The 23,369-nt window shown below is 70.9% G+C and carries 22 protein-coding genes; 12 read left to right on the plus strand and 10 right to left on the minus strand.

From position 1 onward, the window contains the following. Positions 1–20 precede the first annotated feature (20 nt). From F4558_RS10140 to F4558_RS10170, 7 genes are all read left to right on the plus strand, one after another. The gene (locus F4558_RS10140; protein WP_053661104.1) at positions 21–1,487 is read left to right on the plus strand and encodes a dihydroorotase; all 1,467 of its coding nucleotides are present in this window, start codon (positions 21–23) and stop codon (positions 1,485–1,487) included. Then, entirely contained in the window at positions 1,484–2,359 is an 876-nt protein-coding gene (locus tag F4558_RS10145; RefSeq protein WP_167943867.1) for an HpcH/HpaI aldolase/citrate lyase family protein, read from the plus strand. Before F4558_RS10140 ends, F4558_RS10145 begins: the two co-directional genes overlap by 4 nt. Before the next feature lie 129 nt (positions 2,360–2,488). Beyond that, a complete protein-coding gene (locus tag F4558_RS10150) occupies positions 2,489–3,355 on the plus strand; it encodes an FAD:protein FMN transferase (RefSeq protein ID WP_167943868.1) in 867 nt (288 codons plus the stop codon). Continuing rightward, positions 3,336–3,851, plus strand: coding sequence for a flavin reductase family protein (locus F4558_RS10155; RefSeq protein ID WP_167943869.1), 516 nt, complete (start codon positions 3,336–3,338; stop codon positions 3,849–3,851). The genes F4558_RS10150 and F4558_RS10155 overlap by 20 nt, the downstream gene beginning before the upstream one ends. Before the next feature lie 29 nt (positions 3,852–3,880). Further along, positions 3,881–4,726 (plus strand): alpha/beta fold hydrolase, encoded by an 846-nt coding sequence (locus F4558_RS10160; protein WP_053661098.1) that lies wholly within the window; start codon positions 3,881–3,883, stop codon positions 4,724–4,726. Further along, complete coding sequence (locus tag F4558_RS10165) at positions 4,723–5,469, plus strand: alpha/beta fold hydrolase (protein WP_053661096.1); 747 nt, start codon at positions 4,723–4,725, stop codon at positions 5,467–5,469. The genes F4558_RS10160 and F4558_RS10165 overlap by 4 nt, the downstream gene beginning before the upstream one ends. Further along, entirely contained in the window at positions 5,466–6,677 is a 1,212-nt protein-coding gene (locus tag F4558_RS10170) for an LLM class flavin-dependent oxidoreductase (protein WP_167943870.1), read from the plus strand. The genes F4558_RS10165 and F4558_RS10170 overlap by 4 nt, the downstream gene beginning before the upstream one ends. Positions 6,678–6,684: 7 nt before the next feature. Here the strand turns inward: F4558_RS10170 and F4558_RS10175 are convergent, their stop codons facing one another. The 3 genes from F4558_RS10175 to F4558_RS10185 form a co-directional block, all read right to left on the minus strand. Next, on the minus strand, positions 6,685–7,437 hold the full coding sequence (locus tag F4558_RS10175) for a FadR/GntR family transcriptional regulator (protein ID WP_167943871.1): 753 nt from the start codon (positions 7,435–7,437) through the stop codon (positions 6,685–6,687). A gap of 71 nt (positions 7,438–7,508) precedes the next feature. Then, the gene (locus F4558_RS10180; RefSeq protein ID WP_167943872.1) at positions 7,509–8,018 is read right to left on the minus strand and encodes a hypothetical protein; all 510 of its coding nucleotides are present in this window, start codon (positions 8,016–8,018) and stop codon (positions 7,509–7,511) included. A 35-nt stretch (positions 8,019–8,053) separates the two neighbouring features. Beyond that, positions 8,054–10,480: a PKD domain-containing protein gene (locus F4558_RS10185; protein ID WP_245241665.1), complete on the minus strand. Its 2,427-nt coding sequence runs from the start codon at positions 10,478–10,480 to the stop codon at positions 8,054–8,056. A 331-nt stretch (positions 10,481–10,811) separates the two neighbouring features. Here F4558_RS10185 and F4558_RS10190 point away from each other — a divergent pair, with 331 nt between their 5' ends. Beyond that, the gene (locus F4558_RS10190) at positions 10,812–11,012 is read left to right on the plus strand and encodes a hypothetical protein (protein ID WP_167943874.1); all 201 of its coding nucleotides are present in this window, start codon (positions 10,812–10,814) and stop codon (positions 11,010–11,012) included. A 28-nt stretch (positions 11,013–11,040) separates the two neighbouring features. Here the strand turns inward: F4558_RS10190 and F4558_RS31515 are convergent, their stop codons facing one another. Beyond that, on the minus strand, positions 11,041–11,775 hold the full coding sequence (locus tag F4558_RS31515) for a hypothetical protein (RefSeq protein WP_245241300.1): 735 nt from the start codon (positions 11,773–11,775) through the stop codon (positions 11,041–11,043). Between the two features lie 86 nt (positions 11,776–11,861). On the opposite strand from F4558_RS31515, the gene F4558_RS10200 reads away from it, so the two are divergent. Continuing rightward, complete coding sequence (locus F4558_RS10200) at positions 11,862–12,878, plus strand: tyrosine-type recombinase/integrase (protein WP_167943875.1); 1,017 nt, start codon at positions 11,862–11,864, stop codon at positions 12,876–12,878. Here F4558_RS10200 and F4558_RS32105 read toward each other — a convergent pair whose 3' ends face one another. From F4558_RS32105 to F4558_RS10215, 3 genes are all read right to left on the minus strand, one after another. Beyond that, a complete protein-coding gene (locus tag F4558_RS32105) occupies positions 12,879–13,520 on the minus strand; it encodes a fasciclin domain-containing protein (RefSeq protein WP_167943876.1) in 642 nt (213 codons plus the stop codon). An 83-nt stretch (positions 13,521–13,603) separates the two neighbouring features. Next, positions 13,604–15,703 (minus strand): M14 family zinc carboxypeptidase, encoded by a 2,100-nt coding sequence (locus tag F4558_RS10210; RefSeq protein ID WP_167943877.1) that lies wholly within the window; start codon positions 15,701–15,703, stop codon positions 13,604–13,606. Positions 15,704–15,815: 112 nt separating this feature from the next. Beyond that, positions 15,816–16,595 (minus strand): endonuclease/exonuclease/phosphatase family protein, encoded by a 780-nt coding sequence (locus F4558_RS10215; RefSeq protein WP_053661077.1) that lies wholly within the window; start codon positions 16,593–16,595, stop codon positions 15,816–15,818. A 183-nt stretch (positions 16,596–16,778) separates the two neighbouring features. Here F4558_RS10215 and F4558_RS10220 point away from each other — a divergent pair, with 183 nt between their 5' ends. Together F4558_RS10220 and F4558_RS10225 are read left to right on the plus strand one after the other, a co-directional pair. Continuing rightward, entirely contained in the window at positions 16,779–17,552 is a 774-nt protein-coding gene (locus F4558_RS10220) for a sulfite exporter TauE/SafE family protein (RefSeq protein ID WP_304438239.1), read from the plus strand. Next, positions 17,537–18,322 (plus strand): GNAT family N-acetyltransferase, encoded by a 786-nt coding sequence (locus F4558_RS10225; protein ID WP_167943878.1) that lies wholly within the window; start codon positions 17,537–17,539, stop codon positions 18,320–18,322. The genes F4558_RS10220 and F4558_RS10225 overlap by 16 nt, the downstream gene beginning before the upstream one ends. Positions 18,323–18,326: 4 nt before the next feature. On the opposite strand, the gene def is transcribed toward F4558_RS10225, so the two are convergent. Both def and F4558_RS10235 read right to left on the minus strand, forming a co-directional pair. Continuing rightward, the gene (gene def / locus F4558_RS10230; RefSeq protein ID WP_053661073.1) at positions 18,327–18,836 is read right to left on the minus strand and encodes a peptide deformylase; all 510 of its coding nucleotides are present in this window, start codon (positions 18,834–18,836) and stop codon (positions 18,327–18,329) included. A gap of 4 nt (positions 18,837–18,840) precedes the next feature. Next, complete coding sequence (locus tag F4558_RS10235) at positions 18,841–20,061, minus strand: chorismate-binding protein (protein WP_167943879.1); 1,221 nt, start codon at positions 20,059–20,061, stop codon at positions 18,841–18,843. A gap of 123 nt (positions 20,062–20,184) precedes the next feature. Between F4558_RS10235 and F4558_RS10240 the strand changes: the two genes are divergently transcribed. Further along, a complete protein-coding gene (locus tag F4558_RS10240) occupies positions 20,185–20,385 on the plus strand; it encodes a DUF5999 family protein (RefSeq protein ID WP_053661069.1) in 201 nt (66 codons plus the stop codon). A 147-nt stretch (positions 20,386–20,532) separates the two neighbouring features. Here the strand turns inward: F4558_RS10240 and gcvP are convergent, their stop codons facing one another. Next, entirely contained in the window at positions 20,533–23,355 is a 2,823-nt protein-coding gene (gene gcvP, locus F4558_RS10245; RefSeq protein WP_167943880.1) for an aminomethyl-transferring glycine dehydrogenase, read from the minus strand. Positions 23,356–23,369: the final 14 nt, after the last annotated feature.

A 23,369-nucleotide genomic window follows, 5' to 3' on the forward strand; every position in this document is an offset into this window, starting at 1 on the left:
CGCCAACACAGGAGCACACAGTGGAACCTTTCGACCTCGTAGTGAAAAACGTCAGAGTGGTGCGGCACGACCAGCCCGAACCGGCGGCGCTGGACATCGCCGTCCGCGACGGCCGCGTGGCCCGCCTCGCCCCGAAGATCGACCCGACCGGCGCGAAGGCCGTCGTCGACGGCGGCGGCAAGCTCGCCTTCCCCGGCGTCGTCGACGCCCACCAGCACTGGGGCATCTACCACCCGCTGGCCGAGGACACCGCCACGGAGAGCCGCGCCTGCGCGCAGGGCGGCGTCACCTCCGCCATCAACTACATCCGCACCGGGCAGTACTACCTCAACCGCGGCGGACCGTACCGCGAGTTCTTCCCCGAGGTGCGCAACGCCACCGACCACAAGTCCTACGTCGACTACGCGTTCCACGTCGCGCCCATGACCAGCGAGCACATCGACGAGATCCCCGAGCTGATCCGCGACCACGGCGTCACCTCGTTCAAGGTGTTCATGTTCTACGGCGGCCACGGCCTGCACGGCCGTTCCACCGACCAGAGCTCCTTCCTCATGATCCCGCCGGACGCCCGCTACGACTACGCGCACTTCGAGTTCGTCATGCGCGGCGTGCAGGCCGCCCGCGAGCAGTTCCCCGACCTGGCCGACGAGATCTCGCTGTCGCTGCACTGCGAGACCGCCGAGATCATGCGGGCGTACACCCGCCTCGTCGAGGAGGAGGGCGCCCTCACCGGGCTTGCCGCCTACAGCGCCTCCCGGCCGCCGCACTCCGAGGGCCTCGCGATCAGCATCGCCTCCTACCTCGCCCACGAGACCGGCCTGCCCACCATCAACCTGCTGCACCTGACCTCGGCGAAGGCCGTCGACGCGGCGCTGCGCATGGCCAAGGCGTTCCCGCACGTCGACTTCCGCCGCGAGGTGACGATCGGCCACCTGCTTGCCGACATCGACACCGCCTACGGCCTCGGCGGCAAGGTCAACCCGCCGCTGCGTCCCCGCGAGGACGTGGAGGCGCTGTGGGGCTACCTGCTCGACGGCCACCTCGACTGGGTCGTCAGCGACCACGCCTGCTGCCGCGCCGAAACCAAGTTCGGCGAGCCGGCCGACGACATCTTCGTCGCCAAGTCCGGCTTCGGCGGCGCCGAGTACCTGCTGCCCGGCCTGGTCAGCGAGGGCTCCAAGCGCGGCCTGTCGTACGCCCGCGTCGCCGAGTTGACCTCCTGGGCGCCAGCGCGCCGCTACGGCCTGGCCACCAAGGGCGCCATCGCCGAAGGGCTGGACGCCGACTTCTGCCTGCTGGATGAGAACCACACCTGGACGGTCCGCGCCGACGACTCGCTGTCGACGCAGGAGTACACGCCGTTCGAGGGGATGGAACTGACCGCTCGCGTCACCGACACGTTCCTGCGCGGCGAGCAGATCCTGCGCGACGGCGCCCTGGTCGGGCAGCCGCGCGGCCGGTACCTCTCCCGTCCCACCCGCCCGTGACGGCCATCGGGGCGCCCCTGCCCACCGCCCGCAGCTACCTGTACGTGCCGGGGGACCAGCCGGACAAGATGGCCCGCTCGGCTGCCCGGGGCGCCGACGCCTGCATCCTCGACCTGGAGGACGCTGTCGCACCTGCGAACAAGGCCACCGCCAGGGCCAGCGTCGGCGCGTTCCTCGCCGACGCCCCCGCCACCGTGCAGTGGTGGGTACGCCTCAACGCGGACACGCCGGCCGCCGACATCGCCGCGGTGGTCGGCCCACGACTGATTGGTGTGGTCGTGCCGAAGGCCGACGTCGACCTGCTGGCCGAGGTGCACCGGCTGCTCGGCGACGCCGAACGCGACAGTGGCGTCCCGCACGGGTCGACAGCCGTGTTCGCGCTGCTGGAGACGGCCAGCGGCATGCTGCACGCCGAGGCCGTGGCCGCCGCACCCCGCGTCGAGCGTCTCGGCCTGGGCGAGGCGGACCTCGCGGCGGAGCTGCGCCTGCAACCCGGCCCGGACCGGGAGGAGCTGTGGCCGCACCGCTCGCGCATCGTCCTGGCGTGCGCGGCGGTCGGCCTGGCCCCGCCGGTCGGCCCGACCGAGACGGCCCTGCGCGACCCGGACCGGCTCGAGGCGACAAGCCGCCTGTTGCTGCGTCAGGGTTACCGCGGCCGCACGGCGATCCATCCCGCTCAGGTGCCCGTCGTGAACGCGGTGTTCTCGCCGACGACTGCCGAGATCGACGCGGCCCGCGACATCGTCGACCGACTGGCGTCCGCCGAACTCAGCGGCTCCGGAGTGGCGGTCACCGCCGACGGCCGGCTGATCGACGCCGCGGTCGCCCGCAGCGCCCGGGAGGTGCTGGACCGGGACTCGGCGGGCCGGTAGCCCGCCGACGGTGACCCGCCCGACCCGTCAACGACGACGGGTCGGGCGGGGAACCACCTGGACAGCCCCTTGCTCCCGAAACATCATCATGTTTAGCATGTTAAACCTGGTGATGAAGGGAGCACACGCATGACCACCGCGCCCACACAGCGCTACACCTGCTCGGTGTTCACCTGCGACGTGACCCTCGCCAGCCAGGGCGCACCCGCCACACCGTTCGCCGAGGTCCAGCGACGACTCCACGCCCTCGACAGGCGCTACTCACGCTTCCGCCCCGACAGCGAACTGTCCCACCTGAACGCCGCCGCCGGTCGCTGGCACCCCGTCTCCGCGGACCTGCACGCCATGCTCCGCCACGCCCTGGCCGTCGCCGCCGCCAGCGCCAACCTGGTGAACGCCGCGATGCTGCCCCGGCTCCTCGCCGCCGGCTACGTCCGCTCCTGGACCACCGGCACACCACCGACCGCGCCACCCACGACACCCACCCCCGTGCCACCCCTGGCCGAACTGCTCGAACTACGCCGCGACACCGCCCGCCTCGCACCCGGATACGGCATCGACGTCGGCGCGCTCGCCAAGGGCCGGTGGGCCGACGACATCGTCACCTGGCTCGGCCCCAACTCCGCCGCCAGCGTCGGGGGAGACGTCACCTGCCGCGGCCCCGGCCCTGACGGCGACGGCTGGCCCGTCAACCTGCCCAACGGCCACGTCCTGCGAGTTCGCGACGGCGGCGTCGCCACCAGCGGCATCGGCAAACGCCGCTGGGGCACCAACGGCCACCACCTCATCGACCCGCGCACCGGCCGACCCGCCACCTCCGACATCACCCAGAGCACAGTCCTGGCCCGCACCGGCGCCTGCGCCGACTGGGTCGCCTCAGCCGCCGTGATCGGCGGCAGCCCCACAGCCGCACACCTCACCACCCGCACCGACGTCCACCACCTCTGGCTGACCCGCACCGACAGGGGAGCGGCACATGAACCCCACAAACCCTGACCGCCTCGTCGAACCCGCACGGTTCCGGGCCGCCTTCCGCCGCGTACCCGCGCCCGTGGCGATCCTCCTCATACCCGGCGGACCCGGCGGCATCACCGGCGTCACCTGCACCTCGGCCACATCCCTGTCCGGCGAACCACCAATGGCCATGGTCGCCGTCGACACCAAGACCGGCGTCGCGCCGCTGGCCGAACGGGCCGGCCGGTTCAGCATCAACTACCTCGCCGCCGACCGCGCCGCCTGGGCACGAGCCTTCGCCAGCCGAGGCCGCGACCTCGACGACCTCGCCGCCGCCATCGTCACCGGCCGCACAACGGTGCCCACCCTCGCCACCGGCACCACCGCCGTCCTCGAATGCCGCACCACCGCCATCCACCAGGGCGGAGACCACTGGATCCTCTGCGGCGAGGTACTGCACGCCCGCGCCCAGACCGACGCCGAACCCCTGCTGCACCACAACGGCCGCTACGGCACCTTCCACCCCCACAGCCCTTGACCACAGCCCACCCACCGCGAGGCAGAACCATGACCCCACCACGCACCCACACCATCAACGCCGGCGGCTTCACCACCCGCTACTGGGAATCCACACCACCCGGACAACCCGAAGGCACAGTCGTCCTCGTCCACGACGGAGCATTCGGCGGCGACGCCATCGGCAGCTGGTCCCGGGTCATGCCGCTGCTCGCCCAGCACTACCGGGTCCTCGCACCCGACCTGCTCGGCTACGGCGACACCGACAAGGTCGTCTACCTCGACCGCTCGCCGTACTCCTTCCGCACCGCACACCTCGCCGCGTTCTGCGCCGCCCTCGACGTCGACGCCGCCCACTTCGCCGGCCAGTCCTTCGGCGGATCCCTCCTGCTACGCGCACTCGCCACACCCACACCCGCGCTGCCCGCCCTGTCAGCGGTCAGCATCTGCGGCACCGGCGGCCCCTGGCGCTCCACAAAGGGCACCACCGAACTCGGCCGCTTCGACGGCACCGAAGACGACGTACGCCGCCTCGTCGCCCTCATGACCGACGAATACCCAGGCTTCGACGACACCGTCAAGGTGCGCTACGCCAACACCCGCAAACCCGGCCACGTCCAGGCCTGCATGGCCCCCCGCCTGCAACACCCCACCCTGCCCAAACCCGGCCCCGACACCTGGCCAGCACCCCTGCGCGACACCACAGTCCCCATCCTCGTGGTCGAGGCCACCCGCGACGACCTCCTCGAACCCGACTGGGGCCGCCACCTGGAAAACCTCACCCCCCACGTACACGTGCGCCGCATGGACGCCCGCCACGCACCCAACCTCGACCAACCCGAGGCCGTCGCCACCCTCCTGCACACCTTCTTCAGCCGGGGGAGGACCACACCATGAGCACCCTGCTGTTCCTCCACGACGCCGACGTCCTCCCCGGAACAATCGGCGCCCTCGGCCTGCTCGCCGACGACCTGCACGTCGCCGTACCCCGACACCCCGGCTTCGGCACACCACTTGACGACACCGCACAGGACTGGGACAGCGTCGCCGACCTCGCCCAGCACTACCTGTCCGACCCCGTCACCGACCCACCACACGGCCCCCTGCACCTGGCCGGCGCCGGCTTCGGCGGCTGGATCGCCCTGGAGATGGCCGTACGCGCCCCACACCTGTTCACCACCCTCACCCTCGTCAGCCCGTACGGGGTGAAACTGTCCGGACCCACCGAACCCGACTTCGCCGACATCCTCCTGCTCGACCCGACCGAAATCGTCGAACTCGGCTGGGCCGAACCCACCGCCTGCCACGACCTGCGCATGCCCGGCTACCCACCCGGCCTCACCGACGACGACTACGAACGGGCCTTCGCCGACCGCGCCGCCCTGTCCCGGTACGCCTGGAAACCCTTCCTGCACGACCCACGACTACGCCGATGGCTGCACCTGATCACCATGCCCACCCTCGTGATCGCCGGCACCCACGACCGGCTCGTACCCCCACGACACAGCGCCGCACTGGCCGACCTGCTGCCCTCGGCCCGCTTCGTCGAGCTGCCGCACGCCGGGCACTACCCCTACCTGGAACGCCCCCACGCATTCCACCGGGAGGTCCGGTCCTTCCTGATCGGAGAGGCCCAGTGAAGCTCTACCACTTCACCGAAATGCCCTACCCGTACATCGCACCCGAGGCCGAAGAGGCAAACCGCGGCCTCAAGTACTTCATGCCCAACCGCTACTACGACCCCGTCCTCGGCCACGAGCTCTACCAGCGCTACCTCGACGAGTACGAACTCGCCGACGAACTCGGCTTCGACCTCATGGTCAACGAACACCACCAGTCCGCGTCCACCCTGCAGGTCTCGGCCACCCTCAGCGCCGCCTCCGTCCTGCACCGCACCCGACGCGGCCGGGTCCTCATCCTCGGCACCCCACTGCCACACCGCGAAAGCCCCATCCGCGTCGCCGAGGAGATCGCCTACCTCGACTCGGTCAGCGGCGGCCGCATCGACTGCGGCTTCGTCCGCGGCGTCCAGGGCGAAACGTTCCCGTCCAACCAGAACCCCGTGCACAACCTCGACATGTTCATCGAAGCCCACGACCTGATCAAAAAAGCGTGGACCAGCGGCGACGTCTTCTCCTGGGAGGGCCGCCACTACCACTACCGGTACGTCAGCGTGTGGCCCCGCCCGTACCAGCAACCCCACCCACCGATCTGGATCAGCGGCACCTCCACCCGACTCGTCGAATGGACCGCCCGACACGGCTACACCCTGTGCAACCTGCTCGGCACCTACGACGACACCGCGACCTCGTTCCGGCTCTACCGCCGCACCGCCGTCGCCGCAGGCCTCCCCGAACCCGGCCCGGACCGCTTCGCCTACATGGCCCTGTGCCACGTCGCACCCACCGAAGCCAAGGCCCGCGAAATCGGCCGCAAACTCATTTACTACCTCAAGCCCGGCAAACTCCGACTCGGCGCCGCCAGCCCACCCGGCTACTTCCCGCCAGCATCCGCCGTCGCCGCCCTCCAGGGCCGCCTCGGCGCCGTACGCCGCATGAGCTACGAAGACCTCATCGACGCCGGCATCCTCCTCATCGGCACCCCCGACCAGGTCACCGCCCAGATCCACCGCCTCTACGAACAGACCGGCGCCGGACACCTCATCCTCATGAACCACGCCGGCGACATGACAAGCAACGAGGTACGCGACCACCTCACCCTGTTCGCCAAGGACGTCATGCCCGCCGTCACCGCCCTCGGCGCCGACTGGCACGACAAGGACACCACCTGGCGCGTCGACAACGACACCACACCCGTGCAGGCGGTCCTCTCCAGCGCACTGTCCTGACCGGAGATCACCACCAGCCGATCACCTCGTCGTGCAGACCCGCGTAGTCACGTTCGAGGTGATCGGCAAGGGCGACCATGTGCGCCCGCATCAACATCTCCGCCCGCGCCGCGTCCCCGTCGGCGATCGCCGCCGCGACCGCCTGGTGCTCCCGCCGCACGTCCTCCCACCGCTCCGGACGACGCTCGGCAGCCACCACCCGCTCGGTGTAGATCTCCTTCAACGCCCTACCGAACAGATCCAGCACCCCGTTGCCCGACAACCCCGCCACCACACCGTGGAAACGCTGCATGACCGCCAGATAGCTGGCCTCGTCACGCTCCTCCAACGTGGCGTGCTCCCGCATCGACTCGGCCAACTCCCGCAGGTGCGCCGCATCGCGCCGCTCGGCCGCCAACCGGGCCATCAACGGCTCCATGATCACGCGCGCCTCGACCAGCTCACCGAACCGGGTCCGGCCCATCTGCATGAACAACGCCATCGTCCGACCGAACGTGTGCGGATCGACAGCCCCCACGATCGGGCCGCCACCACGACCCGGGCGTACCCGCACCAGCCCGTTGATCTCCAGGATCCGCAGCGCCTCCCGCAGCGTCCCGCGACTGACCCCGTACGCCTGCATCATCTGCGCCTCGGTGGGCAGCCCCGCCCCGGCCGACAACCCCTGCTCGACGATGTCCTCGAGGATCTGTCGGGCCACCAGCTCACCCATCTTCGCCGCGCGCTGGCGGAACCGCGGGGCAGGCTGGGCCTCAGACATGCCCCGATCCTACGGGCCCACGATCTTGCCGCCACGACTCCTTCGCCGCCACGTGACGGGGGAGCCGCAGCTCAACCCACGAGGAAACCCTCGTCGTGCCAGTACGCCGCGATCCGGCTGGTCCGCCGCACGATCCGGTCCGCCTCCACCGGCGCCGGCCAGAAGACCAACAGGTAGTGGTCCAGGACGGTTTCAAGCTCACCGAGGTACGTCTTGCCCGCGTCCATACCCCTGGCGCAGTAACGCACCCGGTAGCTGACTGACTCGCGCAACGGCAGCGGATACATCCCCTGGTGCCAATCCATCAGATGCACATCGCCGGAGAGGGCCGTGAAGGAGACCTCGACGACCTCCTCCCACCCCGGGTCGACAGGTGGCGGCCCGTCCACCACCTCGACCCGGAAAGCGACCTTACCGGTGTGCCGGCCGGTCACCAGGAACAGCGCACCGGGGACGCGGGCGCCGCACAGGCCGTTGAGCTGGCCGGCGAACGCCCGTACCGGATCGGGCGGATCGTCGTCGCTGACCACGTACGCCTGGCTGTAGGACACACTCAGCAGGCCGTCGAAGGCAACGGTCATCGAACCCCCCGATCACGGTACGGGCGTCGGTGGCGCTAGTCGTGCACCTGCACCGATCCACCACCCAGCGGCTGCGGATCGCTCAGATCCAGGTCGTAACTCTTCCCAGGCCGGTTGTCATACACCAGTGTCTGCTGCGGATAGTGCCCCGCCGACAGCGGCCACACCACAAGTCGCACCGCGTCCGGCGTGTCGACGCCGTAGGCCACGAAGCCGTACCCGGCCGCCCCGCCGATCGTGCCGGTGCCCTTCACGGCGGCCTTCTGATCAGGCGTGACCACAAGCCATTCGAGAGTGGTGGAGGCCAGGTCGAACCCGGTACCCCGCAGCGCTGCGGCCACCTTGCCGCCACCGGGCGCAGGCCCCGGCTCCCGAGGCAGGTACTTCGGGTTGAACTCCACCATCAACCGCCCCTGCACTGCAGGCTCGTCGACCAGCGCGCCGGCAGGGGAGTTCAGCCAGCCACCCTGGGTGACGAACCCGGCGTTCGGGTCGTACACGATCACCATGACGCTCGCCGCGGGCGACGCACCACCGTCGTCGTCGGTGATCGTCGGCTTGATGGTGTACATCCCCGGGTGGGTGAAGGTGTGCGTCGCCTCGCACCGGTCCGCGTACGAGTCGAAGGTGCTGGTCTGCCCGTCGTCCCACTCGATCGCGCAGGAGTGGGTGTCGTTGTCACCCGGATCGAGGAAACGGGCCTTGAACGGCACCGCATCGCCTACCCGGAACACCTGCCACGGCTGCGGCGCGGTGATGCCGTACTCGACATCCTCCGCCGCGGCCACCCTCGGTGGCGCCAGCTCGCCGAGCCGCCGCAGCCTCGGGTCGACATTGCGTACGGTGACCAGGGCGCTGTCGCTGACCGCCGCGTTCACCCCGTCGAACGCCGTCAACGTGACAGTGACCGCTCCATCGTCGTTGCACCGCATAGTGGTGTTGGCGCTGCGCGAGTCGTGGAACGTGCAGGACATGCCGGGATCCGCGTCCGGGCCCAGCGCGTACGTCCACTGCGCCGTCGGCGGCCCGCCGTCGGGGTCGCTGACCGAGCCACCCAGCACGATCGTGAAACCCTCGTCGCCTGTGGTGTCCGGCCCCGCGTTCGCCGTCGGCGGCGAGTTCGGCTCGGCCGGGTCGTCCTGCGGCGGCAGGCACTCGTCGGTGCTGCTCGTCGGCACGTCGGTGATCTCCACGTAGTACGTGTCGAGGGCCTCGTTCGGCAACCCCGGCTGCCAGACCAGGATGCGGTCCTGCCGGTAGTACCTGGCCAGGGCGTTACCGGCGCAACTGTTGTGCCGGCTTGTCACCCCGAGGACGGAGAAGTTGCCGTCACCCTTACCCGCCCCCTCGATGGTCGAGGCGAAGGGGAACTCGTCGCACTGCTGGGTCGTCCGGTCCAGGATGTACGCCGGCAGCGTCGCGCACGCAGCATTCTTGGCCGAGGAGTTCTTCGAGTAGAACGTCCTGTTGTCCGACGCGTCGACAGGGAAATCCTCGGTGATCCGATGCAGGCCCGGATCGTCGCGGCTACCGGTGTACCGGCCGGGAATCACCCGGTCGCTACGCGGCCCCGGCCAGGTCTGACAGCCCGGGGTCATCGCACAGTGAACGTGCGCCGAAACCTGGGCGTAGTTCGCGCTCTGCAACGAGTACTGCAGGTGGGGGATGACGTCGTCCATGATGCAGGCCTTCGGCCGCGTGGAGAACCCGACCTGCGCGGTGTCACAACGGATCCGGTGCGACGGCAGCGCCTCCCCACCGGCGTCCGGCGTGCCAGGCGCGTACGCGTCGATGGTCAGCGCCCAGTCGTGCCGGTTGACCTTGTCCGGCCCCACGCCCTGGAACTCGGACGAGGCGATCGTCCAGGAATGCCAGGATCCGTCGACGTTCCAGTCGGCGAACCTCTTCGCGGCCGACGGTCCACCCGCCGAGCAGCCGGTGAGCCACTGCTTGCAGTCGGCGAACACCATCATGATGGCGTTGGCCAACTCGCCCCGGTCACCCTCCAGATACCGCAGACTGCCGGGCACGGACCGGAAGAAGACCTCCACCGTGCGGTTGCCGTCGTCCCGGCCGTACGCCACGGCGTTCATGGCGAAGACCGCCTGGCCGACGTACACCTTGCGGTCGATGCTGTAGACCCTGCTGCCCACGAAGATGGACTGGCACCATAGGAACCGGTTGTGGGTACGCCCCTCCACGCTCCCGACGCCGGGTTGGTCCATGCACTCCGAGGCTCGTCCGTCGGCGTCCGGTGAGGCCGGTGGCCTGCGGACGGAGCTGGAGGCGAGCGGGGCGCGTGAGGTAGGTGCCGACAGGTCGGCCGCCGCCCGCCCGTCGGGGGTGGGCTCGTAGAAAGATTCCAGGCGGACCGGGTTGTCCGGCCCGTACGTCGTCGAGGTGGGCTCCGCCGAGGCTGGCGCCACGAGCAGTCCCACCCCCAGTGTGCTGATCGCCAACATCGCCACCAGGCGATGCCACCCGCTGAATGCCAACACGTTCTCCTGACAGCCGTCACGCAGCCGTCGCCGGACCATAGGACCGCCGCGGTGCGTGGGTTCCGGTAGGAACTGCGGCGGGGTAGAGGCACCCCCGTGCCACCCGCGGGGGCACCGATGCCTCCGGCGGGTTCGTAACGGATGCTACGCAGAAAGTGAGCTACATGGATATGCATTAACGTCCGAGACGCACTCGCATGATCAGATGCGTCCACCATCACCTGATCACCGGCTCTGGCACCATGATGACCAGCCGCAGGGGGGACAGCCGCGCCACACCGAGGATGAGCCGGGGATGACGAGCGACCCATCGCCCGGCCCGGACGAACGCTTCGTCCAGCAGACCGAACGCGTCCGCCGGGAACTACTGGACAGCGCCATCCCGGTCGTCGCGCTCACCGGCTCCGACCAGCCGAGCGGCCTGGGCCGACGCATCGCGGAAAAGGCTCTGACCCGCCTCACGCTGAGATTCGATAATGCACATTATGTAAAGTAGCGTGATTTCGCGGTCCCCTCGGAAGGGGTCACTGGCGGGTCAGGGCCTCGTCAGGTTGGACGAGCCGCGCCGTGACCAACGGGTTGCGCCGCAGGCCCGCGAGCAGCGCGGCGCTGCCACCGACATCGGTCCAGGTGTCGTCCCACAGGGCGGAGACGAGCCAGGAGCGATCCGCCGGAAAGAACAGGTCGGGCAACCGCCCGTCGCCGCGCATGTGCCCGGTCCGCCACGTGAGCGCCTGCTCGGGCCCGGCCTCGACGAGCACGTACGACCAGCCCCAGTAGAGCGACACCTTCGCGGCGTCCGGGAAGACGATGTCGTGGGCGCCGGTGTCCAGGTAGCCCAGCCACCAGGGCTGATCCGGGGTACGTGCCGTCAACTCGTCGACGACGGCACGTTCGTGGGCGTCGAAGCTGACGTCGTCGGGCGGATGGAAGGTGGCGTACGCCTCGAACACCGCAGGAATCGCCGTGGTGACGGACCGGCCGCCGGACGAGGTGCGGCCCGCGATCCAGGCGACGTCGCTGGCAGTGCCGATCCGCCACCTCCGCCCGTCCCTGACGACGTCCACGAGATCCGGGGTCGACGCGCGGTCACCGCTGACAGCGGCCGGCGTTGCCCACGGCGCCCACCCGGGCCGGTCAACAGCCCGCCACCGGTGCCCTTCGGCGCAGACCCACTCCGCAGTGTCGTACGGCTCCCGGTACACCGTCGGCATGCCGGGTCGACCGCAGTCGGGACATGCGGCGACGGGCGACGTCATGTCGCGCACGATACGTGCCCCAGCCCGCTCGCCACTCCCCTTCTCCCCCCTTCCGAGCAACGCGAAAATCATGCATAATATCCCTTATGCATGACAAAAAGGACGAATCGCTCATGGTTCTGATCGAGGAGTTCCTGACCGCCCGCGCCACCCGCAAGCCCTCCCCCCACACCCTGGCGGCGTACCGGCGGGACCTGCACGCGGTGGCCGCCCTGGTCGCCGAGGACGCCACCACTCCCCTCCCCCTCGACGCGTTGTCGATCACCGACCTCTCCCCCCGGGTGATGCGGGCGGCCTTCGCCCGGTTCGCCGCGCCCCGGGCCGCCGCGTCGGTGCACAGGGCCTGGTCCACCTGGAACAGTTTCTTCACATTCCTGGTCGCCGACGGTGTCGTGGCGGGCAATCCGATGCCGGCGGTCGGGCGTCCCCGGGCGCTACTCCCCCAGCCCAAGCCGTTGCGTGGCGCGGACACCCCCGAGGTGCTGCTGGCCTCCGCAGCCCGTGACGAGGGCCGGCAGCGTGACCCGTGGCCGGAGCGGGACGTCGCGGTGTTGGCGGTGGCGCTCTGCGCCGGGCTGCGCCTGGCGGAGCTGCTCGCGCTGCGTGTCGACTCGTTGGGTGGCCGGCCCGGTGAGCGGCGGATCGAGGTGGCCGGCAAGGGCGGGCGGCCCCGGGTGGTGCCGATCGAGGCGGATCTGGACCGTGTCCTGGTGGACTATCTGGACAGTCGGGCGCGGCGCTTCGGGTCCCGGTCGGTACGCCCCGACTCGGCGTTGCTCGTGGACCGGCGCGGTGAGCCGTTGCGCCGTGGTGGGCTGCAGTATCTGGTGGAGTCGTGTTACCGGCGGGCGGGCATCGGTGACCGGGTGCCGCGGGGTGCGCGGTTGCACGCGCTGCGGCACACGTTCGCGACGCGGTTGGCCGAGGACGGGGCGAGCGCTGCGGAGATCATGCGGTTGTTGGGGCACGCGTCGTTGGCGTCGTCGCAGACGTACATCGAGGTGACTGCCGGGCAGCAGCGCGACGCGGTGCGGGCCAACCGGACGAACCGTGCTCTGGCGGCGCTCCTGCCGGCCGGCCGGGAGGAGCCGGCGGCGCGGTGATCAGTGGGCCTTGTGGTCGGAGTCGTTGGCGGTGGTGGGCAGGGTGCCGAGGACCGCGTTGATGATGTGGATGCGGGTGTTTGTGGCCCGGTAGTCGGCGCAGACGGTGTCGGCGCGGTCGGCGAGGCGCACGGTGGGGGCGGTGCCGGTGACGGTGATGGTGGTGCCGTCGAGGGTGGTGGCGGTGCCGGCCTTCAGCAGGTCGTCGATCGAGTGGGTTCCCGCGACGAGGTGTGCCTTGAGCAGGGGGCGCAGCTGGTCGGTGTGTCGGACCATGAGGTCGTCCCAGTTGTCCTCGGAGAACTTCGCGGCGAAGGCGTCGTCGGACGGCGCGAGGACGGTGAGGCCGTCCTTGGGCAGTTCGGTGAGTACGCCGCTGGCGCGTAGGGCCGCCTCGAATGTGGTGAGGGTGGGCATCCAGCGCAGCGCCTCGTCGACGGGCTGACCGGCGAGGAATGTCGGGTTGCCGGGGTCGTCACCGGTGGGCAGGGCGGCGCAGAGTGGGCCGGTGATCTCGGCTACCGCGACCGGGCGAGGGTCGGCGGAGGTGCTGCTGCACGCGGTGAGGGCGAGCAGCAGGGCGGGCGCGAGCAGGCGGTAGCGCCGCGGTCGGGTGCCGTTCGAGGTGGCGGGTTGCGACACGGCGTACTCCAAAGGTGTCGGGCCGATGGGTGTGCCGGCGGCGCGGGCTGGATGCCCGCGCCGCCGGTACGGCTAGCTGGGTGTCACAGTGCCGCGCACTGGGCGTTGCGCGGGCCGTGGACGGTGTTGCTGACCCCGAGGTTGGTCGGGGCGGTGCTGTTCGCGGTGCAGTTGAGCGGGCCGCGGATGGTGTTGCCGGCCAGCAGTGGCACGTCGGCGCCGGTGCCGGTGATGTTGACCGGGCCGGAGACCGAGACGTCGATCAGGGAGACGGCGTTGGTCGTGTTGGCGATCTGGACCGGGCCGTTGACGGTGCCGTCGGCGAGCAGGACACCGGCGGCGCCGTTGGCGGTGACCGGACCGCTGATTGTGGTTCCGGTCGCAACGAGTGCCGCGCCGGCCCGGATGGTGACCGGGCCGTTGATGGTGGCGTCGTCGGCGCAGGTGAAGCCGGAGATGGTCAGCGGCCCGTTGCGCCGGCCGGTGAGGTTCGGGTAGATGCGCTCGCCGTCGACGAGCTTCTCCACGCCCTTGGTGTCCAGCAGCAGCGGGATCAGGCCGCGTTCGGGCTGGTTGAGGGGCACGTAGTAGCCGTCGGCGGTCTTGATGACCTTCCAGCCGTGTGCGGCGATGCGCTGTGCGACGGTGGCGCCGACGCCGCCGGGGCCGTCGGTGCGGGTGCCGTTGTACTGCGCTTCGGTGAGCTTGTAGGCGCACGGCGCGTCGTCGAGGATGAGGTCGGCGCGGGGAGCGTCGAGCCCCGGCGGGCTGTCGCCCGGGTGCGGGGCAGGGTAGGCCGGGATCGGTCGGGATCCGCGGAAGACGAGGCGGCCGTTGTTGGCGGCCTGGCCCTCGATGCCCTCGGCGCGGGAGGCGAGGATCTCCGCCTTGTTGGCGCGGTGGTAGTCGAGGAACTGGTGGAACGTCCACAGCGCGGAGTAGGTCTTGCGGCGCCGGTTGTTTGCGGTGTTGCCCTCGTCGGGTCGGGTCTGTCCGCCGGAGCTGCGCAGCTCCAGCAGGGAGTTGGCGACGTTCTTCAGGCCGAGGGTATTGCGCAGGATGGTTTCCTCGCTGTTGCCGACGGTGCTGCCGCCTTCGCAGCCGTAGGGGCAGGCCCACCAGCCGTCTTCGGCGCCCTTTGTGTACATGTGGCCTTCGATCATGTCCTGGGACTGGTCGAAGATGGACTGGGGCACGTTCTGGTGCCGCGGCGGCAGCATCGGCAGGTCACCGGCGCGGGCGTTGCCGTACTCGTGGCCGTCGTAGCCGGCGACGGGCCGGTAGTCGCGGACCATCTTGATGTACGCGGTGGTCTCGGGCTGACGGATCAGCGAGTAGTCGCGGTTGAGGTCCTGGCCGGCGGCGTTGCCGCGGGTGTTGTTGGCCCGACCGTCGCCGTTGATGGTGGGGACGATCAGGACGTTGGTGCGGCTGAGCAGGTCGATGATCCGGGGGTCGGTGCTGAAGGCGAGTTGCCGGGCCATGATGAGGCAGGCTTCGCGGTCGCCGGGCTCGTTGCCGTGCACGTTGCAGTTGATGGCGACGGGTGCGGTGGCGGCGACGGCCTCCGGGGTGGCCGCCGGCGGGTTGCCGAAGACCATCATGTTGATGGGCCGGTTCTGCAGGGTGCGGCCGAGCTCGACGACGCGGACGCGGTCACTGAGGGCGTCGATGGCCTCGGTGTAGGCGTACTCGTTGACGTCGTTTGTGTACTGCGCGCCGCGGGTGGTCTCCCACTGGGTGCGCAGCTGCTCGCCGGGGGTGTCGGGGTTGCCCCAGGGCGCGGTGGTCGTGGCGACGACCGGCTCGGAGTAGGGCTGTTCGGTGGTGCCGGCGCGGGCGCGTACCCGCCACTGGAACCGGTCGCCGGGGTTGAATCCGGCGTCGGCGAAGGTGGGTGATTGCTGGTTGACCTGGCGGTTGGGTCGCCAGATGCCCACGATTGTCGGTGCGCCGGTGGGGTTGCCGTTGGCGTCGACAGCTGTGCGTTCGATCTGGTAGTCGGTGGCGCCGTCGACGTGCTGCCAGGCGAGGGTGGCGTACCCGTCGCTCTGGCGGACGGTGAGGTCGGCGACCTGGTTGGGTTGCGCGGCGCTCTGGGCGTTGGCGGGGGTGGGTGAGATGGTCAGCGTGAGTGCGATGACTGTGGATATGGCAATGAGGGTGGGTCGCTTGCGTCTCATGTGGCCTCCGACTAGTTGATCGTGGCGCGACCCGCTCAGCATGGTTGTCGGAGTACGTCGATGCAATGATCTTGAGCGAATCTTGCGGCTCGCCGGGCGGAAGTGCCCGCTTTCAGCCGAGGTCGACCAGCAGGGGGCGGTGGTCGGAGATGGTGGACAGCGGGGCGGTGACGGCGCGTACCGGTGGGAGTTCGGCGAGGGCGTGCCGGTCGGCGAGGATGTGGTCGAGTTGCACGCGGGGCTGCCCGGAGGGGTAGGTGGGGCGGCGGCCCAGGGGGCGCCAGCCGGTGATGAGTCGGGCCGGGCCGGCGGGCAGGTTGAGGTCGCCGAGCAGGACGCGGGGGCCGGGCAGGGCGCGTAGCGCCTTGATGGTGCGGCGGAGTTGGTGGGCGTTCCAGCCGGGGACGAAGGACAGGTGGGTCGCGGCGACGGTGAGTGGGCCGTGGGGGGTGTCCAGGACGGCGGCGAGGACGACGCGGGGTTCGTCGTGCAGCAGGATGAGGCCACCGCCGGGGCCGGGGACGTAGACCGGGGATCGTACGGGTGCGGGTTTGAGTCGGGTGACGTGCCAGCTGCGGACGGGGTGGCGGCTGATCAGGCCGATGCCGTAGCAGGGTTCGCCGTGTCCGTCGTCGTCGTGGCGCAGTGGCCGGAACTGTTCGCCGGGGGTGCCGACGACGGCGGCGGCGAAGCGGTGGTGGGGCGCGTCGAGGGCGCGGGCGGCGATGGCGGTGAGGTCGAGGTGGCCGCTGCGGCTCTGGTCGCGGTCGACTTCCTGTAGGGCGAGGACGTCGGCGTCGAGGGCGTGGACGGCGTCGGCGAGGCGGTCGGGGTCGACGAGCCCGTCGGTGAGGGACCGTCCGTGCAGCAGGTTGAAGGTGGCCAGGCGCACCCCTGCACCCTACGTCCCCGTGGCATGGTTGCCCGGTGGTGAAGCTGCTGCTGTGTTCGGTGCTGGTGTTCGTGGCGATCGGCGCGTTGGGGGTGTGGCTGCGGCGGGCGCGGGGTCGGTGACGGGGTGAGGCTGGCCACTAACGCGCCGGTCAGGGGCGTTGGGTGGGGAGAATTGCCGGCCGTGGACGCCGTGACGCTGAGTACGCTGCTGGCCGCTGCCGCGATGGCCGGGTGGGTCGATGCCGTGGTCGGCGGTGGTGGGTTGCTGCTGCTGCCGGCGTTGCTGGTGGCGGCGCCGGGGTTGCCGGTGGCGACGGCGTTGGGCACCAACAAGTTGGCGGCGATCTTCGGTACGGCGACGGCGGCGGCGACGTACGCGCGGCGCACGAAGATCGACTGGCGGGTGGTGGGGCCGGCGGCAGGGTTCGCGGTGCTCAGCGCGGGTGTGGGTGCGGCGTTGGCGGGCGCGGTGCCGGCGTCGGCGTACCGGCCTGTGGTGTTGGTGGTGCTGGTGTCGGTGGCGTTGTTCGTGCTGCTGCGGCCCCGGCTGGGGGTGGTGGCGCAGCCGGCGCGGCGCACTCCGGTACGGGTGGCGGTGGTGATCGCGGTGGCCGGGGTGGGCATCGCCCTGTACGACGGGTTGATCGGGCCGGGTACGGGCACGTTCCTGGTGTTGGCGTTCACGATGGTGGTGGGCGCGGACTTCGTGCACGGGTCGGCGATGGCGAAGGTGGTCAACGCGGGTACGAACCTGGGTGCGCTCGTGGTGTTCGGGGTGACCGGGCACGTGTGGTGGCTGTTGGGCGCGGCGATGGCGGTGTGCAACATCGCCGGGGCGGTGGTGGGTGCGCGGATGGCGTTGCGGCGCGGCTCGGGGTTCGTGCGGGTGGTCCTGCTGGTGGTGGTGTTGGCGCTGGTGGCGAAGTTGGGCTACGACCAGTGGATGGCCCGCTGATGCCGGTGGTGGCCGAGCACGACCGGGCGGTTCTGGCGCGGCTGCTGGGGCGGGATCCCGTGTTGCACGCGTACCAGTTGGGTGATCTGGACGATTTCTTCTGGCCGTACACGTCGTGGTTTCGTCGGGGCGAGCAGGTGATCCTGCTGTATCACGGTGTGGATCCGCCGACGCTTGTGGCGTTCGCGGCGCCGGCCGGGCGCGCGGAGCTGGCGGCGTTGTTGACCGAGGCGGCGCCGGTGTTGCCGGCCCGGCTGTACGCGCACCTGTCCCCCGGTCTCACCGGGGCGCTGGACGGGTCGTTCCGGGTCGGCTCGGTCGGTCGGCATCTACGGATGGCGCTGACTGATCCGGCGCGGCTGGCGGCGGTGACGCCGGCCGGTGCGCAGTTGGGTGCTGCGGATCTGCCGCAGTTGCGCGAGCTGTACGCGCGGGCGTACCCGGGTAACTGGTTCGACGCGCGGATGCTGGACACCGGGCAGTACCTGGGGGTGCGCGACGGCGGTGAGCTGGTGGCGGTGGCGGGGGTGCACGTGTTCTCGCGGGCCTACCGGGTGGCGGCGTTGGGCAACGTGACGACGCATCCGCGGTGGCGGGGTCGGGGGTTGGGCGCGGCGGTGGTGGCGGCGCTGTGTGTCCGGCTGCGGGAGAGCGTCGAGCACGTCACGTTGAACGTGAAGGCCGACAACACGACGGCGGTGCGGCTGTACGAGCGGGTGGGGTTCACCCGGGTGGCCGACTACGACGAGTGTGTGTTGACGGCCCGGTAGCCGGTCAGCGGGGGCGGCTGGGCGAGTCGAACCGGCCGGCGCGGATTTCCCGCAGGGCACGGCGGCGGATGTCGCCGCGCAGGGTGTCGACGTAGAGGGTGCCGCGCAGGTGGTCGGTCTCGTGTTGCAGGGCGCGGGCGAGGAAGCCGCTGCCTTCGATGGTGAGTGGTTCGCCGTGCTGGTCGACGCCGTGGGCGGTGGCGTGCAGGGCGCGTCGGGTCGGGAAGTACAGCCCGGGGATGGACAGGCAGCCCTCCTCGTCGTCCTGGAGCTCGTCGGACAGTTCCAGTGTGGGGTTGATGAGGTGGCCGCGGTGCCCGTCGGCGTCGTAGACGAACACCTGGGCGCTGACGCCGATCTGGGGTGCGGCGACGCCGGCGCGGCCGGGTGCGCCGAGCAGCGTGTCCATCAGGTCGGCCACGAGGGCGCGCAGCTCGGCGTCGAAGCTGGTCACCGGTTCGCATTCGGTGCGCAGGACGGGGTCGCCGATGATCCGGATGGGCCGCATGGTCATGGGGTCAGCGTATCGGCGGTGGTGGCCGTCGCCCGGCGAGGGTCGCGCGGATCGGTGCGGTTTTCGCCGCGGCTTCGGCGACCTCGGCGTGGGCGTCGCTGTCCCAGGTGATGCCGCCGCCGGCCCAGGTGTGCAGCTTCTCGCCGTCGGCGGCGGCGGTGCGGATGGTCAGGCCGAGGTCGACGCGGCCGGGGGCGATCCAGCCGAGCGCGCCCATGCTGGCGCCTCTGCCGACGGGTTCGAGGGCGGCGATCTGGGTGAGGGCCGCGTGTTTGGGTGCGCCGGTGACGGAGCCGCCGGGGCAGGTGGCGCGCAGCAGGTCGGCCAGGCCGAGGCCGTCGGCGGCGTGGGCGCGGACTGTCGACTCGGCCTGCCACAGGTCACACCAGCGGCGTACGGCGAACAGGTCGTCGACAACGACGGTGCCGGTGCGGGCGACGCGGGCGAGGTCGTTGCGTTCCAGGTCGACGATCATGATGTGTTCGGCGCGTTCCTTGGCGCTGGCGAGCAGTTCGGCGCGGCCGGCTGGGGTGGCGGGGCGGGTGCCTTTGATGGGTCGGGTGATCAGCTGCCCGTCGTGGGCTTCGATGAGGGTTTCCGGTGAGGCGCAGCCGATGGCCCAGCCGTCGCCGGTGAGCACGCCGCCGTAGCGGGCGCCGGGGAGCGCGCCGAGGCGCCGCAGGGCGGGGATCGGGTCGCCGGTGTAGCGGGCGGCGGCGTGGCCGACGAGGTTGGTCTGGTAGACGTCGCCGCGGCCGATGGCGGCGCGGACGGCGTCGACGGCGTGGGCGTGCTGGGCGGGTGTCCAGCTCTCGGCCCAGTCGCCGAGCCACCAGCCGGCGGGTGGGCCGCTGACCGGTGTGGTGCTCGGGCGGTGGTGGTAGACGACGACGGCGAGGTCGGGCAGGGTGGGCGCGGGCTCGGCGTTGCCCTGTGGGCCGCCGGTCAGGTACGCGCCGGCGGCGGCGGACAGGTACAGGGCGGCGCCGCAGAGCCCGGTGTCGGTGCGGTGGCCGGTGGGTGTGGGTCGGGCCAGGTCGTGCAGGGGCAGCCCGTGCGCGGCGAGGAACTCCTGCGCGAGCGCGGCGGGGTCGCCTCCGTCGGTGCGGCGCCAGTGCAGACGGGCGCGTTCCACGAGCGCCCCGCGGCACCCAGCGGGGGCGGCGGGCGCATCGACCAGCACCTCTGGGAGCGTTTCCACGCCGTATGGACTGATCTTCCTCATCCGTTCAGTGGATTTCCCGTACACAAGACCGACACCTGCTCGATGCTGGACACTTTCACTTGGTACTGTGCGTCACTGGTCATGTGAACCATGACACAGTGCCCCCACAGTCCGGAGAACCCGATGTGCCAGCACCAGCCGACCTGCCCTTCCGCCGAAGCCACTGACCGGGACGCCGCCCGGGTCCTCGCCTGCTTCCCTGAGCAGGGCTGGAGCCTGCTCTGCAACGGTGTCATCGTTTTCGAGGACACCGGTGAGCTGCTCCCCGACGGCAGCAGCATCGCCCCGCACCGCGGCCCCGCCCGACACGCCCTCGCGGCCTGATTGACCACCCAGCGTCACCGAATCGCCGCCGCCGACCCAGGCTAGTCCCCCGGTACGGGACACCCGAGCCCAGGTCAGCGCGGCTGCCGGGGCGGCACACCGCCCGCCCCGGCCCGCCGTCGCCGGTCTTGACCGCCTCCGGCGGTGTCAGTCCTCGAACGCCTCCGGCGACGGGCACGAGCAGACCAGATTCCGGTCGCCGTACGCGCCGTCGACGCGCCGCACCGGCGGCCAGTACTTCCCCGCCCGGTCCACGCCCGCCGGGTACGCGCCCACCGACCGCGGGTACGGGTGCGGCCACTCGTCACCGCTGACCATCGCCGCGGTGTGCGGCGCGTTCGCCAGGGGGTTGTCCCCCGCCGGCCACTCCCCGGCTCCCACCTTGTCGATCTCCGCGCGGATCGCGATCATCGCGTCGCAGAACCGGTCCAGCTCGGCCAGGTCCTCACTCTCGGTCGGCTCCACCATCAGCGTCCCCGCCACGGGGAACGACATCGTCGGGGCGTGGAAGCCGTAGTCGATGAGCCGCTTCGCCACGTCGTCGACGCTCACCCCCGTCGCCTTCGTCAACGGCCGCAGGTCCAGGATGCACTCGTGCGCCACCAGGCCCTTGTTGCCGGCGTACAGCACCGGATAGTGCCCGCGCAGCCGCGCCGCCACATAGTTCGCGGCGAGGACCGCGACACCGGTGGCCCGGGTCAGGCCGGCCGCGCCCATCATCCGCAGGTACGCCCACGGGATCGGCAGGATCCCCGCCGACCCGTACTTCGCCGCCGAGATCGCCGGCGTGGCGTCGGCGTGCGCGCCGAGCGGGTCGCCGGGCAGGAACGGCGCCAGGTGGGAGCGCACCGCCACCGGACCCACACCGGGGCCGCCACCGCCGTGGGGGATGCAGAACGTCTTGTGCAGGTTCAGGTGCGACACGTCCGCGCCGAACTTGCCCGGCTTGGCGAAACCGACGAGCGCGTTGAGGTTGGCCCCGTCGACGTACACCTGGCCGCCGGCGTCGTGGACCTTCGCGCACAGCGACGCGATGCCCGTCTCGTACACGCCGTGCGTCGACGGGTACGTCACCATGATCGCGGCGAGCGCGTCGCGGTGCTTGTCGATCTTCGCGTCGAGGTCGACCAGGTCGACGTTGCCGTCGTCGTCGCAGGCCACCACGACGACCCGCATGCCGGCCATCACCGCCGACGCCGCGTTGGTGCCGTGCGCCGACGACGGGATCAGGCACACGTCGCGGTGCGACTCGCCCCGCGACGCGTGGTAGGAGCAGATCGCCAGCAGTCCGGCCAGCTCACCCTGCGACCCGGCGTTGGGCTGCACGCTGACCGCGTCGTAGCCGGTCACCTCGGCCAGCCACGACTCCAGCTGGCCGATCATCTCCCGGTAGCCGGCGGTCTGCGCGTCCGGCGCGAACGGGTGGATGTTGGCGAACTCCGCCCAGGAGATCGGCTCCATCTCGGTGGTCGCGTTGAGCTTCATCGTGCACGACCCCAGCGGGATCATGCCCCGGTCCAGGGCGTAGTCGAAGTCCGACAGCCGCCGCAGGTAGCGCAGCATCGCCGTCTCCGAGTGGTGGCTGCGAAACACCGGGTGGGTGAGGAAGTCGCTCGCCCGCGCCAGGTCGCCCGGCAGCGCCGTGTCGCCATCGCCGTCGAACGCGGGCACCCCGAACGCCGCCCACACCGCCTCCAGGTGCGCCACAGTCGTCGTCTCGTCGCAGGACATGCCCACCCGGTCGGCGTCGACGAGCCGCAGGTTCACCCCACGCTCGGCGGCGGCCGCGACGACCTGCTCCGCCCGGCCCGGCACGGTCGCGGTGATCGTGTCGAAGAACGCGACGTCTGCGACCCGCACGCCGCCGGCGCGCAGCCCGGCCGCGAGCCGCGCCGTCATGTCATGGGTACGCGTCGCGATGTCCCGCAGCCCGTCCGGGCCGTGATAGACGGCGTACATGCCGGCCATCACCGCGAGGAGCACCTGGGCGGTGCAGATGTTGCTCGTCGCCTTCTCCCGCCGGATGTGCTGCTCACGGGTCTGCAACGCCAGCCGGTAGGCCGGGTTGCCGTCGGCGTCACGCGACACACCGACAAGGCGGCCGGGCAGCATCCGCTCCAGGCCCGAGCGCACCGCCAGGTAACCGGCGTGCGGCCCACCGAAGCCCATAGGTACGCCGAAACGCTGCGTGGTGCCGGCGGCGATGTCCACGCCGATCTCCCCCGGCGCGCGCAGCAACGTCAACGCCAGCAGGTCCGCGGCGACGGTGACCAGGGCCCCTACGGTGTGCGCGGCCTCCACGAGCGCGGAATGGTCACGGATCGCCCCGGAAGCCCCCGGGTACTGCAGGTGCAGGCCGAAGAACTCCTGCGGCAGCTCATCGTGGTCGACGTCGACGACCCGCACCTCGATGCCCAGCGGCTCCGCCCGACTGGCGATCACCGCGATGGTCTGCGGCAGCGTGTCGGCGTCGACGACGTACACACGGCTCTTGCTCTTGGACGCCCGACGGGCCAGGGTCATGGCCTCCGCGGCGGCGGTGCCCTCGTCGAGCATCGAGGCGTTCGCGGTGGCCAGCCCGGTCAGGTCGGTGACCATGGTCTGGAAGTTCAGCAACGCCTCCAGCCGGCCCTGGCTGATCTCCGGCTGGTACGGCGTGTACGCCGTGTACCAGGCCGGGTCCTCCAGCACGTTGCGGCGGATCACCGCCGGGGTGTGCGTGCCGTGGTAGCCCAGGCCGATCATCGACACGGCCACGGTGTTACGCGCCGCCAGGGCCCGCAGCTCGGCGATCGCCTCGGCCTCGGTGGCCGCCTCCGGCAGGTCCAGGGTGCCGTGCCAGCGGATCACCTCGGGAATCGCCGCGTCCATCAGCTCGTCGACCGAGCCGTGCCCGACGACCTCCAACATGCGGCGCTCATCGTCCGGTCCGGGACCGATGTGACGGGTGGCGAACTGCTCAACGGTCATCAGTGGCACTCCCG

It is taken from the genome of Micromonospora profundi, assembly GCF_011927785.1.
GTDB classification, from domain to species: domain Bacteria; phylum Actinomycetota; class Actinomycetes; order Mycobacteriales; family Micromonosporaceae; genus Micromonospora; species Micromonospora profundi.